Genomic DNA, 13144 nt, shown 5'->3' on the forward strand with positions numbered 1-13144 from the left:
TCTGTAAGTTGCCGTACCTGTTGATGCCGAGCGCGAAAAATTCGAGCGCTGGGGCGAGGTAAATAGGGTTTAGGTTTTTTGCGTGTGGTGCAAGGGAATTTCGGAAGTTGAGCTGGAGGTTGGCAGCGGTGACGATATCACCGCTGCCTTGGTCGTTAGCCTGCCTTAATTAGCTTTTCGGCAATCCATTGCGCGATTTGCGTAACGACGGCGTTTCCGGCAGCGAAAGCCTCTGCAAGGTTGGCCGCATCCAGTCCGAGGCAAAGCCCATCATCTTCAGACGTTCGCTGCCGCTCAGCCATCTGATGCCATCCGTTCGGTTGAGCGATGAAAGTTGTACAGCCCATAGCGATTTGTGAGCCTGCTTTGTTTGCCAATAGAGTATTGGCAGCCCATGCATCCGCGGGCCGTGGCCACGGGACCTTGCCAGACGCTGGAGGTATTGCTTCCACTGGCGCGGCGTCAGCCAGCAGCTCGATGGGGGGCATTCGTCGATGACCTGCGACCAGGAATATGCGACGACGTTGCTGGGGGACTCCGAAATATTGAGCATTAAGCACTCGCCAGTATCCCACATACCCGCATTGCGCAAGGGCCCCGATGACTGTTTCAAAGTCTTGGCTATCGTTGATAGCGAGCAGGTTAACGACATTCTCAAGCACCACCCAGCGAGGTTGTGTCTCTTTGAGGATTCGTATGACTTCCCAGAAAAGACCGCTTCGTTGGCCGCGCAGGCCTCGGGTGTCTTTGTTGTTGGGTCTGGAGCCGGCGATGCTGATGTCTTGGCAGGGGAATCCGGCGGTGAGGACGTTGACGGGGCTGAGGTTGTGGGCGCCGCAGTGGCGTACGTCTTCGAACTGGGTGGCGTGAGGAAATCGATCGGCAAGGACAGCCCGGTTGGTGGGGTTGAGTTCCACTTGCCAGGCGGTTCGGTAGCCTGCGTTTTCGAATCCGACATCAAAACCTCCTATGCCTGCGAACAGGCTTCCAATGGTGGGCTGGGGCATGTCTGCTCTTTTTTGGGCAGATGCTCAGGGCATTCGGATAGGAGGCTCGGGGCCTTCAGGTGATTGAGTGTCCGGCAGCGCGGGCACTTGATTTGTAGTTCGATGAAACTGCGGACGGTGGCGAGTTTGCGGTGGCACTCGCCACAGCGAATTTCCTGCATGGTTATGCCCCTTGGACCGCCGGCCAGCCGTGGTCAAGCATGTCGGCTGTATAGGTCCCCTCGGCGAGTGCCTTTAGCAACTGGCACTCCCGATCAAAGCAGGCCTGGACGTGCGCTCGTATGGCTGTGGCGATCTCGATTATCTGGGCAGCCGTTAGCGTGACCGGACCGTTTAACGCTTTCCAAACACATAGGTAAGTCGGATCAATGACGGCGGACAACGCCGCGGCTGTGATTAACGCTTGGCTGTCGCGGGTGGTATCGATACTCACAGCGTTAACGGTAATGCCTGCTGTTTCGTGTTGGTAGCGCACGCTGGCAATCTGTGCGGCATGGTCGATTGGCGCTTCGTGTTTCTCCGTAAATATTCCATCCGTGTACTGCATGCCTGGTAGCGTGCCGTCGGGACAAGTTATCCAAACGAGAGACGGAGGGAATCTGTATTGCGGGTCTATGTTCGTCACTTCAGCGACCGTTGCGTTTTCTATGCGTGCCCACGTGCTTGTCACCATTGAATAGTCACCTGTCCATCCGCGCCATCGGGGGCGGCGCTGCCTCCACGTCCACCGCCCCCGTGTCCCGGAGCTGCAGGTCGAGCGCTATCAATCCATGAAGCAGCCGACACTCCACCGCCGCCAGCGCCCCCTTGAAAGGCTGTATTGCTGGCATCGCCAACGGGATGGCCGCCCGTTCCAAGGCTGTGATTCTCGTCCCCACCTACACCTCTTCCACCTATGGGTGCCTTGTAATTGATCAAACCACCATTGCCCCCAGTGGCCGCTATGGTGGTGCCGAATGATGAACTTCCACCACTGGCGCCTGTGTTCCCATCAACCAAAGCACCAGTGCCGCCCGCGCCAACGGTGACCGTCACTGTGGTTTGGCCCCTGAGTTCATGAAGTTTTCGGGCTATCCCGCCACCAGCACCACCGGAGGGACCTGGGAGTGTTTTAGATCGAGCCCCACCGCCGCCACCGCCGATGACCTCCACCCAGACTTTGCTTACCCCCGGGGGGACTTCCCAAGTAAATACCCCCGGCACTTCATAGACCTGCCGACCACGAAACGGGAACACGGCTCTGAGAGCGTGCGGCGTCACTATTGAGCCGTAATCGGTCCCTTCTATAACCGTAGAATGAGTAGCAATCCGTGCAATGCCTGGGGTAACTATCGTTGCTTGAACCACTTTGGCTTTGATCGCTTGGAACACTCGGAGAGCGTTCATGGGCTTGTTGGTCTCGAAGCCTTTTTCTGCTTCCTGCTGGTTGGCAAAGTTAATGCCTGAGCCGTCGAGGAAAGATTCGATTTTTTTCTTTAGCCAACTCGTGCGGTTTGCCAATTGCTTGGCTTGTTGATTCGATACGCCGTCCGGCCCACCTAGCACGGGGTCGGAGGTTTCGAGTTGGTAGACACCAGGCGTCCATTCTTTGGACTCGGGTAAATCGGCCATTAGCTGCTCCCATGGTTGTATTGGCCGTCGTAGCGCGCAACTGCGTTGTAGCGGATGGCGACGGATTGATAGTCGAGCGACACCAGGCGACAGCGCGCTGGGGCGACCGAAAGAAGTAAGCGGCGCACGAGCACCGCTTGATCGTTGGTGATGACGCGTTTTAGAACGACCCGGTACAGCGGCCAGGTGGAAGGCTCGCTGGTTGGCTGCGCATGTATTCCTTCAAGGAGGGTGACTTCACCGAAACCCAGCAGGCGAATGACTTCTCTGATCGCCCAAGGCGTGCCTTTGAAGCGGTGCAGCTCACCCGCACCCTTAACCAACTTGCGTTTGGCTTCTTCGGATTCGGCCAGTTGCCAGGCCGCTTCGTCTAGGAGTGAGAATTGGTCGGCCAGGATTGGAAGCAGTGAGGGTTTCACCAGATCGATCAGGTAGACCAACATCACGTTGAGGTCGAGGTCATCCAGGGCTTGGTTAAGTAGCTCACACAGCAGTGTGAAACGTTCATCGCCGGCCAATGGAGGCGGCAGTGGGTGATCAGTCATGGGCCACTCCGGCGTCGATCAGTTGTATCTCCGAGCAGTTTGCCCACTCGTTGCCCTGCAATTCCTGTGGGGCTGCCGGCAGCAATAGATGAGCGCGGTATACGCCGGTGACTTGAAGCAATGCGGTGAGCTGTTCGGGCACTAAATCGCGGCCGAGGTTGGCGCGGTGTTCGTCGGCATAGGCCCGGGCGGCAGCCTTCGCGGAAGCCATGGCGACGCTTCGGTCGGCGTGGGCATAAAACGTGATGTTTGCCTTGATTTGATAGGCGACCTCGACGGGTGACAACGCGCTGACCGTGTCGCATAGGGGGCGGAGTTTTTCGCCGCTGATCTGGTTCTCGATGCGCTGGAGTAGATCCTCTGTTGGCAGGCCCGAGGTGGTCAGCGGGAACAGCGCGACATGACCGTCTGGCTGGCCTTCGTCTGGGCCCTGCACGGCGACGTCGACAATGGACTGGTGCACGGCCAGGGTGTGGTAGCGATAGGCTGCGCGGCTGCCCGCGTTGCTGAAGGCTTCAGGGGCCAAGATGATGCGCTCGCGGTAGCGGTCATCGTCTTCATCTTGGGCGCCGTGGGCGGTGACCGTCGTGTTGCTTGCGGTCAAGCCCGGCGCTGGTGAGTTGCCGAGGACGCTGATCTGTCCGGCGGTCCAGCCGTTGCCGTGTTCGCCGACGGTCGTGCAGGTTGCGGTGACGGTGACGTGGCTTTGACCGATAGCCATCACCACGTCCCGATCGGTGATGAACGTGAGCTTGGCATCTTGGGTGCTGACCCGAGCGCCGATTGGGATCAGTAGTGGCTGCGTTACAGCCGCAGGCATGGTGAAGCGTACGGTGCAGCGGGCGGCCTGGGCGAGCAACCTTGGCGTGGCGACCAGCTCACCGAGATAGTCGAGGATCGGGCCGCGGGCGAATCGCACCAGCAGTTGTTCACCGGCATGCTGGATGCTCATCTGCAACCGGGACACCGCATAGGCTATTTGGTCGATGTACAGTCGTTCGATTTGGGCGGGGTACAAGGTTTTGCGCGACTTCTGTTCATAACGGGCGATTAGCTGAGCTTCCAGCGCGACGGGGTCTATTTTGATGAATTCGGGTTTAGGCAACTCGCGCATAAGGGACCTCGGTTAATTGCTGTATTTCACCGGCTACGCGCCATTGCACCCGCACGGTGATCTGCGCTGCATCGATCTGGATCTGCACCTGGACTACCGAGACGCGGGGTTCCCATTGGCGAATCGCGTCGACGGCTTCGCGCACCAGGTGCGGTGTGACGCGGTTATTGGGCCAGTCGAGGTACAGGTGCAGGTTGCTGCCAAATTCTGGGCGGTGGGGGTCGCTGCCTTTGGGCGTGCAGAGGATGATGCGGATGGCCTGGTCGATGTCGCGCAGGCCCTCGACCACCTCTCCGGAGGTACCAAGGGTGGGCTGCCAGTGGGCGGCGGTGATGCTGGTGTGGGGAGTGGGCTTCGTCATGAGCCCATGGTGGGCGATCTTAATGATGGCCGCTTTTAATCGGATTTAAAGATGGTGCTCGCGTGGCCGATGACTCGATATCGCAAAAATATCGAAGGGAGTCGTTTTAATGTTTGGCATCTCAAAATCAACGGTCCAACAGCTAGTAAAAGAGTTTCGAATACCCTTTGTGGTCGCGACGGCATGGACCACCTACGCCGTCTGGGGGCCGGAAGTCTCGTTTAAAAACATCATTTCGACCTTCGGAACTTCGTTTTTCTTGGCTAGCTGGATGACTGGTCAGATTTTCAGAGTCAGGAAACAGGCTGGTGTCGAGAGTAGCCTTTCTCAGGTGCAAAGCCGCATTGAGCATGTGACAGAGCAACTGGAGAAGCAGACGAAGCAGCTTATCGGGTACGTGACGGGTGGTGATAGTTTCGTTTACTTCAGGGTCATTGTTCACGGCGATGACAGTAGCACTTGGATGGCGATTCACGGTGGGGGTGATAATTACCCCGTATATCGTGCCAAAGCGACCATTGTTGATTTAGATATTTTTGATGCCACCGTAGCACTCGGACGAGCAGACGAGGCCGATACTCATGTCTCCATCGGAGATTTACTGCCTCAATCATTTAAAATCGTACGTGAGCATGATGTAGGGAGTGGCAACGCTCGAAACTTCAACATTTTTATGACTGCAGGTAACGGTCGTATTCAACAAAAAATCAGAATGCGTCGCGTCAACGATGCATGGGTTCAAGCTATACGGGTAAATAACGACAGCGGCGTCGTCCTTGTGCGGATTGATGATGACTACCCAAGAGACACCGCCGGAGAGGTTTGTTGGGACTGATGACCTAGTGGGAGTGGTGGTTTGAGTTACCTCCCGCATCCATGACCGATCCGGTCGCTGTTATGTCACCGTTAACCTGCAAGCTTCCTCTCAAAGTAACTTGCAGGATTTCGAGCGTTGCTGAAGGTGCTTTGATTACCAGCGATTCATCGGCTTCAACCGTAAAATCCCGCCCGCACTTCACAACCAAAGCCCCCACACATTCCAGCCTCATCACCCCAGCCTTACGGTCATAGCTCGAAACCGTCCCATCACTGAACCGCACAAAATCGGTGCCTTCATCCACAACCGGTGGCGGTTCGGCAGTTGAATAGATACCGCCCAGGTACACGCCACCCACCCCATCCGCATCAAGCAACACCGCGACCTGTTCGCCCAGTTCAGGCATGAGTGGGCGGCGCTTTGTGCCTTGAGTGTTGCGCTGGGGGATGTTGAGCCAAAAGGTCTGTATGCCGTCGCGGTCGTCCAGGCGGACGCGGATGCGGCAGCTCAAGTAGTCGATGGCGCTGACTTCGCCGTAGGCCAGTTCGATGCTCATGGGGTTTGCTCTTGGTGGGGCGTGCGGACGCGGCAGACGTGTTTGTCGACGGTGTAGCCGCCGGTGCGGATGATGCGGTGGTGGGATGAGGTGATGAGGTAGCGGCCGCCGAGCTGGCCGGCTGCGGCCAGGACGATGACGTTGCCGCTGACCAGGTTGGGCCGGCCCATGGTCGTCCAGCTGCCGGCGGTGCGTTCGCGGTTGGCTTTGGCCAGTTCGGCGCTGGCTTTGGCTTTGGTCGATTCGATTGAGGCGCTGCGTTTGCGGCTTTTTTGGGTGTCGCCGCTGGTGGTGGTTTTGCTGAGGCTGCTGGGCGCGGCGACGGTTTCGCCGTTCTCGATTGTGTAAGTGATCAATTGTTTGCTGGCGGGGTCTTGGTGTTTGAGTTCGATGGCTTGGGGGACATCTTTTATCTGGTCGCGCAGGTTCACACGGCTTAGGTCCTGGAGTATCAGTGTTGCGACTGGGGCGGCGTTAGCCAACTCGCCGATGGCGTGAAAAACCAGACGTTGGCCGGTGATTTTGAAGGCGTAGTCGTACTCGGCGGCCAGATTGCGCAGAAAAGTCAGGTCGGCGTCTTGCTGGGTGACACGGTCGAGCGGGATCGGTTGGATGTTGCCGATCAGCTGTAAGCCTTGGCGCGTGGCGATCTGCTGGGCGATGGCGGCCAGGGTGGTGTTTTCATAGGCGTGATGGTGGGTGGTGCGTAGCGCCGCTTTGATGCCGGTGGCCAAGCCATGGAGCGTGACGGTCGAGGGTGGGCAGTTGAGTTCGACTTCGTCGATCTCGAAACGGCCGAGGGCGCGCAGGGGCTGGCCTTCCCAGCCGATGGACAGTGCCAAGCTGTCGCCGTGGCCTGGGTACCATTGATCGCGCCATTTGCCTTGGGTGTCTTCCAACTCGACCGCCAAGCTGTCGGCTTGGCCGGTGAGGAAGTCGGTGTAGGACAAGGACAGCAAGTGTTGGCTGACGTTACGGGTGATGTTGCGCTGCTGGTAAGTCAGAACAAAGCGCGCCTGTGGCACCTGCTGAGGAATCATCGCATCCATGGCGGGAGGTCTTCTGTGGTGGGCAGTGATTGCAATACCGGGATGGCAAGTGTCAGCCCCGCCGGCAACGTGGCGCTGATAGGAACGTGGGGGTTGGCCTGGACGATGGGTAAATAACCGTGAGCGTCGCCGTAATACCGCCAGGCCAGTTGGTCCCAGCGTTCGCCTTCGGTGGTGACATGAGCAATGAACATCAGCCCCTCCGGGTCAGGATTTGTGCGGCCAAGGTCGCCAGTCGGGTGTTGGCACCGTCCATTTGGCTGACGGCTTGGTCGATGGCCTCTCGGGATGCAGAAAAACGCTCGACGAGGTTGCTCAGGTCCACGGGGTTCAGGCTGGCGCGTGCGCCCATGACATTGCCAAGCACCTGTTCGCCCAAGCGCGATAAATCGGCGCCGTTGTGGAGCAGCCCTGCGGCAGTGGCTAACCCTTGCAGCGGTTCAATGGCCTGGGCTGTTTTACCGAGTAACTGCGGGACCTGTTCCAGAATCTGGGTGGCGTTACCGCTCTGGATCGTGTGGTAAACGTTTTGGCCTGCCTTGAGCACCGTGGCGGCGGTTTTCGCATGAGCGACCACCTTTTGCAGGGCGCTGGGCGATGGCTTCACGTGAGAGATCAAACCCGGTGAGCCGATGGTGGCGGCTGACGTACCGCTCAGGGCGTCGTCGAGTAAGCCGGGGCGCAGGGCTTTGCGCGTGAAGGCGCCGGTGTATTCCTTCAGGCTCAGTTGCACGGTGGCCGCTTTGACCTGCCCGGTGGCCGTGGCGCGTCGCAGTGTGTGGCTGATGTTGCTGATGACATAGGCCCCCAGGTATTCACCGCTGCCCATGACGAAGGCCAACGGTTGGTGTTGGCTTTTGGCTAGGCGCAACGCTCGCAGACGCTCTTCGGGGTCGCCGAGTACCGGATGCAATTCAATGGTCAGCTGGTATTCATCCAGGCCTTCACCCATCCATTCCAATAACGGCTTGCCTTGGATGCGCGCATGCTCGGCCCAGTCGGCCGAGCCGCTGTGTTCTATGCCGCTGATGCCGCCCGCAACGGTGAATTCGATATTACCCAAGATGGCAAACATTAGGCGGTGACCTCATTGGCGGGGCCGTAGCTGCGGCGGCGCTTGTCGTGTAGATAGCGCTCCATTAACCGCACCCATTCGGCATAGCTGGCGTGTAATCCTTGGTTGATTTGCTCCATGCCGGCGCCACTGGGCAAATTGATCTGGGGCGAGAAATGGAAGGTCATGGGCCCCGCGGACTCAGAGGCGGCGGAACTGCCGCCAGTGGCGCCCAGCACGCTTGCTCGGGTCACCTGCGCCGGATTGGGCGGAGCCACGTCGACCGCGCTTTGTGTGGCCATGCTCAACGCGGCCTGCCGGACCAGTCCCGACTGAGCCTTGATGCCGAGTGCCGCGCCTTCGCTGATGTTGGCGCCGTAACCGATGAAAACGCGGCTGGGCGACTCGATGCCCAGGGTTTCGGTAAACCAACCCTTAACGGATGTACCGATGCCGACCACACTGTCTTTGAGGGCGCCGGCCATGTTGCCGATGCCGTTGACCAGCCCTGTGACGAGCAGGCCGCCGAATTCAGTGAATGTGCCCGGTAGCTCAATGCCGAAGTAGTTCATGACGCCCGCGAAGGCCCGGTAAAACAGCCCCAGTGGCGAGAAGTTGAGCAATAGCCCGAGCATCCCGGACACGCCGCCATCGAAGCCTGCGAGCACTTCGCTCCACAGGCCGGTGAAGAAGGTTTTAATGGGCGCCCAATAGCGATAGATCAGGTAGGCCGCCAAGGCGATGCCGGTGATCGCTAACCCGATGGGATTGAGCATCAGGGCCCGGCCGAGCCAGAGAATGGCTTGCCCGGCGAGCCTTAGCCCGACCAACAATGTACCGCCCAGCCACTTGCCCAAGTGCAGCGCCGCGCTGGCGACTTTGCGCAGCAAAACGCCGGTACGGCTTAACCCCGTGATGAACGGCGCGAACCTACCCATCTGCCACATCCCGCGCAGCATCGCCCACTTGGCCGATAATGTGGTGACCGCTGTGGTCATTGCCACAAACGGCGCAATGACCAACTGAGCGCCATAGGCGACACCGATGAAGGCCAATTTGCCGAGCAGCAAGCCGCCGACCAGGCCGACCACGCCACGGATGAGGTCCGGGTGTTGCTCTGCCCAGGTGGAGAACGAACGCATGAGCGGAACCACGGCGCGGCTGACATCGACGATGGCGGGCAGCAGCGCGTTACCGACCGAAAGTCCAACGTCGGTCAGGTTATTGCGCAGCTCTTTCAATTGCTCTTTGGAACTGCCCATGCGCTTGGCCCAGTCCCGATCCAGCACGCCTTGGTCGGCGGCGCTTTTGCTGCCTTGTTCGATGCTGGCCAGATCCTTTTGATTGGCCAATGCTGGCCGCACAAAGGACAAGACCTGTTGGTCGGCAAACAACGCGCCGAGCTTATAAGCCTCGTCGAGCCGAGCCAGTGCCGTCTGGCGCTCTAGCTCATCCTTGATGTCCAGCGCTTTGCCGTACTCAGCCGCCGCGGCCGGGGCCTTTTTACCCAGGTGGGCGGTAAGGATGTTGAGCATGGCCTGCGCTGGGGACAAGCCTTCGCTGACTAGGTTCTCCATGCTGCCTTTGAGATCGATGCCGGCCTTTTCAAAGGCTTTTAGCGTTTCTGGCGCGGTGATTTTTGAGAGGAAGTTTTTGTAATTGTTGGCGGCTTCGTCGTTGCTACCGGCACCGCGACGGGCGATCTGCAAAGAGGCGCCGATCTCGGCCACGGCACGCTCGCCGGTAATGCCCAAGGCTGCAAATTGGGGTGTGAGTTGCGGCAGCCATCTGGCCATGTCGGCCAGCTCGAACTGACCACTTTTGCCGGCAAACGCCAACATGTTCATGGAGCGTTCTAGGCCTGCAGCGCCAATGCCCAAGTTGTCGTTGAGCGCGATGGCGACCGAGCCCAGGTCTTGCATACTCGCCCGGGTCGCGGTGGCGGTTTTGGCCATGACCGGGGCGTATGCGGTGAGCTCTTTAAGGCTGTTGATGCCGCCTGCGATGAGTATGGCAGTTCCGTCCGCGACCTCGGTTTGAGTCTGGTTCCACCTGAGCGCCGCACCGCGCATGGCCAGACTCAGGCGCTGCTCTTGCGCGGGGTCGAAGCCGCCGGTAATGGCGATGTCGCGGGTCTGGTCTTGGAAATTCACGGCGGTATTGAATGACCGCAGCACGGGCGCGCCGAGCGCCACACCGGTCCCGATGACCTCCATGGCCTGGCCGCGAAGTTCACGGCGCTGGTCCTTTAAGGCCGCGCCGCGCTGGATGCTGGCCGTGAGGCGGTCTTGCTTGGCCTTGAGCTGGTCGATAGTGTCGCCCACCGCGGCGTACTGGCGGCGCAGTCTTACAAGTCCGGTGCCGCCCTGGGCCAGGGATGCCGACAGCGCGTTGCCAATGGCCTGCTGCTTGAGCGCAAGGCCGTCGGTGGCCCGCCCGAGCTGCTGCACAGTGGATTTGGCTGAGCCGAAGGCTGCATTGAAACTGCCTGAAACAACCCCGCCGATTTTTAACCCCAACAACACTTCATTCGCCATAGATCTTGCTACGCTTTGGGCATGTTAGAAAAAGTCGCGCTACGCACCGCCCACATCGTTTACGCACTGGCCCTCGGCGCCGGTGTGATCTGGCTTGCCTGGCTGTGCCTGGTGCACTTGCCGTTGTGGGCGGCGGTATTGGCGTTCTGTTTTGGGCTACCGCTGCTGGCCCTGGCTGCCGCCCCTTTGGCGGCGGGCGGCGCGTTGCTGGCGGGGCTGGTGGTGGGTGTTGTGGCGCTGATCAGCCACTGGTTTTGTCGGCCAGTTCGAGCCGGCGATTGATCTGACGCTGACACACCTCTACCCAACGCCAGTACTCCACCATGTCGAGCTGAGCGATCTCAGAGGGCTGCATCCTGAGTACCAGCAACAACGCTTCGTCCCAGGAGTGCAGCAAGGTCGCGTGCGGCTGCCATTTCCCGCAACACCTCGGTGGCTAGCCGCGAGTCGGCGATGTCGAACTCGCCCAGGTCTTCGAGGGTGATGCCCAGCATCTTGGCCACCAGCAGGTCTTCCATGGCGCCTTCGTCTTTGGTCACCGCTTGCGCCGCGGTGATGTCTTTGCGTTTGAGGCGTTTGATGGGCAGCGTTGATATCTGCTCGCCGCTGGCGCTGGTGAACGGGAAATTGAGGGTGAATGTCAGTGCATCGGCCATCGTTTTGCTCCAGGTCGATCGTGAGATCGGTTGCTCTTGGGTTGAGCCCTGATGATGACGGTGCGGGCGGATGCTGGCTTTTAATCGGATTTAAAGAGACGATTCGGGCTGCATAGCAAGCCGCAACCAACATCGGAGACCGGACGGAAGACGAAATTACGATTGAAATGGACGGAGTGGAACACACCGCTCTGTATAGCGTGTTCAGCGACACATTGACGGTGTCGCTGCCTGATGGAAGCCAACGTTCCACTGAGCTTCGTGGGCTTAACCCAGTCAGCGCCGCGAGGGTTCATCTGCGTGCTTACATTGGCCGGGTTGCTGAAGAGAAGAAGCAAGAGACCTTGTTGTTCTTGCTGCCTGATCACCGGGTGTATGGCTAAGGCCCTGTGTTTTGGGTTTGAAGTGCGCGCAGCCTGAATGGGGGTGCAACAACCAGCCAATCGGCGGTATCTTGGTCGACTGACGCAATTATGGAAGAAATCATGGAACTCACACCGTTTGTTACAACCCTGCGGGCGGTTACCCAAGAATATTGGGACATCAACAAAAGGCCTCTGCTGCTGAGTAACCTACCTGGGCTTTTTGCTGAGCAGCAGGTGGATTACCGAGCTGAGCTGAATGGGGAGACGCTGAAGTCTTTTGTGAGACGAACGTCCAATGATGTTACTTATAAAGTGATCACACACCCTGTGCACCGAGCAAAAATCGGCTTGGTGCCTCCCCAAGTGGATTACACATTTGAAGCTGATCCTGAGCCCGCAAAGGAAGCCGCCTCTTCTGAAATCCCCCCCGTTCAAAATGATGCGATCGTCTTGCTGAGTATCCTGAGCAAGCTGGATCCAGAGGATTTGGAGAAGATCAACATCCCTGTGTCTGTGCTTGCGAAGCTATTCAAATAGCCATGAGAGTGTTCATCGGACTAGCGACGGGGAACGCATTTCTGCGAAAGGAGTTCCTAAAGCTTCGTAACAAGATCACCGCACCTTCGAATTTCCCAGGAGGCACTTTGAGCTTGGAACTGGGAGCGCCTGATCTCAGCCGGGAGCCGAACCTGGAACGTTATTTTCACGATAAATCCAGCACGAGTGATGCGCTGCTTGTGATAGGAGACGATCGTTGCGGCGCCTGCCTGGAATTTACCCGCACAGCGCTGTTTATACATCACGTAGGAATTCCGTCTCGAGTAGAAAATGCCGAGAGCTATCTGGTCCAAAAAATTAATAGCCTGCTCAGCACGTTTGCAGCGTTTTGTATTGAAGTATTGAACGGTCAGAATCAGCAAGCGTCATTGCTGCCGGAGCGCAATTTCGATGCCGCAGAGTGGCGTGATTTGGTTGAGCTTGTGCGCTTACGCACCCAAGCTCCGACCTTCGTTGAAGAGACCAAGGCATTGTTTTCGCTGCTTAAGCAGCGTCGAAAACCTCGACGCAAATCGAGCTACTCGACGCGCTACTTCATCGACGATGCTGACAAGCACTTCGAATATGGTACAGAGCATCACAGTCTGCCTGCCACCGGTGCTCCGCACACGCTCTCTTGCGAGCTGAATTTCACATTCCGATTCGGTAGAAAAGTGGCTGATGTCCAACGGCACTTCAACGTCACGCGAGGCCCTGGGAATAATCCATCCATAAAAGGCTCTTTCCCAAACTGCCATTGCGCGTGGAGGGATGTGACGAAAACCACGCATCTGAACATGTTCATGAACGATTATTACTAGCAAAAAAAAGCGGAAAACAATTAATTGATTTCCGCTTTTATGCACCTATCACGATGTTCCACCCGCTGCGTCAATAGAGAGGATCACTGCACTGAAACATTTGTTTCGGAGTTT

17 protein-coding genes are annotated in these 13144 nt (G+C 58.2%); 4 read left to right on the forward strand and 13 right to left on the reverse strand.

Going from position 1 to position 13144, the window contains the following annotated elements; all coding sequences use genetic code 11:
* Positions 1 to 155 precede the first annotated feature (155 nt).
* The 7 genes from HU742_RS11150 to HU742_RS11180 all read right to left on the reverse strand — a co-directional run bounded on the left by HU742_RS11150 (position 156) and on the right by HU742_RS11180 (position 4638).
* Positions 156 to 1007, reverse strand: a complete 852-nt coding sequence (locus HU742_RS11150) for a DNA cytosine methyltransferase (protein WP_186642528.1) — start codon at positions 1005 to 1007, stop codon at positions 156 to 158.
* Positions 968 to 1168, reverse strand: a complete 201-nt coding sequence (locus HU742_RS11155) for a Com family DNA-binding transcriptional regulator (RefSeq protein WP_186642529.1) — start codon at positions 1166 to 1168, stop codon at positions 968 to 970. The genes HU742_RS11150 and HU742_RS11155 overlap by 40 nt, the downstream gene beginning before the upstream one ends.
* Positions 1169 to 1170: 2 nt before the next feature.
* Complete coding sequence (locus HU742_RS11160; RefSeq protein ID WP_225923563.1) at positions 1171 to 1554, reverse strand: DUF4376 domain-containing protein; 384 nt, start codon at positions 1552 to 1554, stop codon at positions 1171 to 1173.
* A 119-nt stretch (positions 1555 to 1673) separates the two neighbouring features.
* Entirely contained in the window at positions 1674 to 2618 is a 945-nt protein-coding gene (locus tag HU742_RS11165) for a glycine-rich domain-containing protein (protein ID WP_202884254.1), read from the reverse strand.
* Entirely contained in the window at positions 2618 to 3163 is a 546-nt protein-coding gene (locus HU742_RS11170; protein ID WP_186642531.1) for a phage tail protein I, read from the reverse strand. The genes HU742_RS11165 and HU742_RS11170 overlap by 1 nt, the downstream gene beginning before the upstream one ends.
* Positions 3156 to 4277 (reverse strand): baseplate assembly protein, encoded by a 1122-nt coding sequence (locus HU742_RS11175; protein WP_186642532.1) that lies wholly within the window; start codon positions 4275 to 4277, stop codon positions 3156 to 3158. Before HU742_RS11175 ends, HU742_RS11170 begins: the two co-directional genes overlap by 8 nt.
* Complete coding sequence (locus HU742_RS11180) at positions 4261 to 4638, reverse strand: GPW/gp25 family protein (RefSeq protein WP_186642533.1); 378 nt, start codon at positions 4636 to 4638, stop codon at positions 4261 to 4263. Before HU742_RS11180 ends, HU742_RS11175 begins: the two co-directional genes overlap by 17 nt.
* A 109-nt stretch (positions 4639 to 4747) precedes the next feature.
* On the opposite strand from HU742_RS11180, the gene HU742_RS11185 reads away from it, so the two are divergent.
* Entirely contained in the window at positions 4748 to 5473 is a 726-nt protein-coding gene (locus tag HU742_RS11185) for a hypothetical protein (RefSeq protein WP_186642534.1), read from the forward strand.
* Between the two features lie 4 nt (positions 5474 to 5477).
* On the opposite strand, the gene HU742_RS11190 is transcribed toward HU742_RS11185, so the two are convergent.
* The 5 genes from HU742_RS11190 to HU742_RS11210 are packed head-to-tail and all read right to left on the reverse strand — an operon-like array spanning position 5478 to position 10651.
* A complete protein-coding gene (locus HU742_RS11190) occupies positions 5478 to 6011 on the reverse strand; it encodes a phage baseplate assembly protein V (protein ID WP_186642535.1) in 534 nt (177 codons plus the stop codon).
* Positions 6008 to 7060, reverse strand: coding sequence for a phage late control D family protein (locus tag HU742_RS11195; protein WP_186642536.1), 1053 nt, complete (start codon positions 7058 to 7060; stop codon positions 6008 to 6010). The genes HU742_RS11190 and HU742_RS11195 overlap by 4 nt, the downstream gene beginning before the upstream one ends.
* Entirely contained in the window at positions 7048 to 7254 is a 207-nt protein-coding gene (locus HU742_RS11200) for a tail protein X (RefSeq protein WP_186642537.1), read from the reverse strand. Before HU742_RS11200 ends, HU742_RS11195 begins: the two co-directional genes overlap by 13 nt.
* On the reverse strand, positions 7254 to 8135 hold the full coding sequence (locus tag HU742_RS11205) for a phage tail protein (RefSeq protein ID WP_186642538.1): 882 nt from the start codon (positions 8133 to 8135) through the stop codon (positions 7254 to 7256). The genes HU742_RS11200 and HU742_RS11205 overlap by 1 nt, the downstream gene beginning before the upstream one ends.
* Positions 8135 to 10651 (reverse strand): phage tail tape measure protein, encoded by a 2517-nt coding sequence (locus HU742_RS11210; RefSeq protein ID WP_186642539.1) that lies wholly within the window; start codon positions 10649 to 10651, stop codon positions 8135 to 8137. Before HU742_RS11210 ends, HU742_RS11205 begins: the two co-directional genes overlap by 1 nt.
* Before the next feature lie 21 nt (positions 10652 to 10672).
* Between HU742_RS11210 and HU742_RS11215 the strand changes: the two genes are divergently transcribed.
* Complete coding sequence (locus HU742_RS11215) at positions 10673 to 10933, forward strand: hypothetical protein (protein WP_186642540.1); 261 nt, start codon at positions 10673 to 10675, stop codon at positions 10931 to 10933.
* Between the two features lie 59 nt (positions 10934 to 10992).
* On the opposite strand, the gene HU742_RS11220 is transcribed toward HU742_RS11215, so the two are convergent.
* Positions 10993 to 11307 (reverse strand): phage tail assembly protein, encoded by a 315-nt coding sequence (locus tag HU742_RS11220; RefSeq protein WP_186642541.1) that lies wholly within the window; start codon positions 11305 to 11307, stop codon positions 10993 to 10995.
* A 485-nt stretch (positions 11308 to 11792) separates the two neighbouring features.
* Here HU742_RS11220 and HU742_RS11225 point away from each other — a divergent pair, with 485 nt between their 5' ends.
* The gene (locus tag HU742_RS11225; protein WP_186642542.1) at positions 11793 to 12209 is read left to right on the forward strand and encodes a hypothetical protein; all 417 of its coding nucleotides are present in this window, start codon (positions 11793 to 11795) and stop codon (positions 12207 to 12209) included.
* Positions 12210 to 12316: 107 nt separating this feature from the next.
* Complete coding sequence (locus HU742_RS11230; protein WP_225923564.1) at positions 12317 to 13030, forward strand: hypothetical protein; 714 nt, start codon at positions 12317 to 12319, stop codon at positions 13028 to 13030.
* The last annotated feature ends 114 nt before the right edge of the window (positions 13031 to 13144 follow it).

Origin of the sequence: Pseudomonas marvdashtae (assembly GCF_014268655.2) — a bacterium.
Taxonomy (GTDB): domain Bacteria; phylum Pseudomonadota; class Gammaproteobacteria; order Pseudomonadales; family Pseudomonadaceae; genus Aquipseudomonas; species Aquipseudomonas marvdashtae.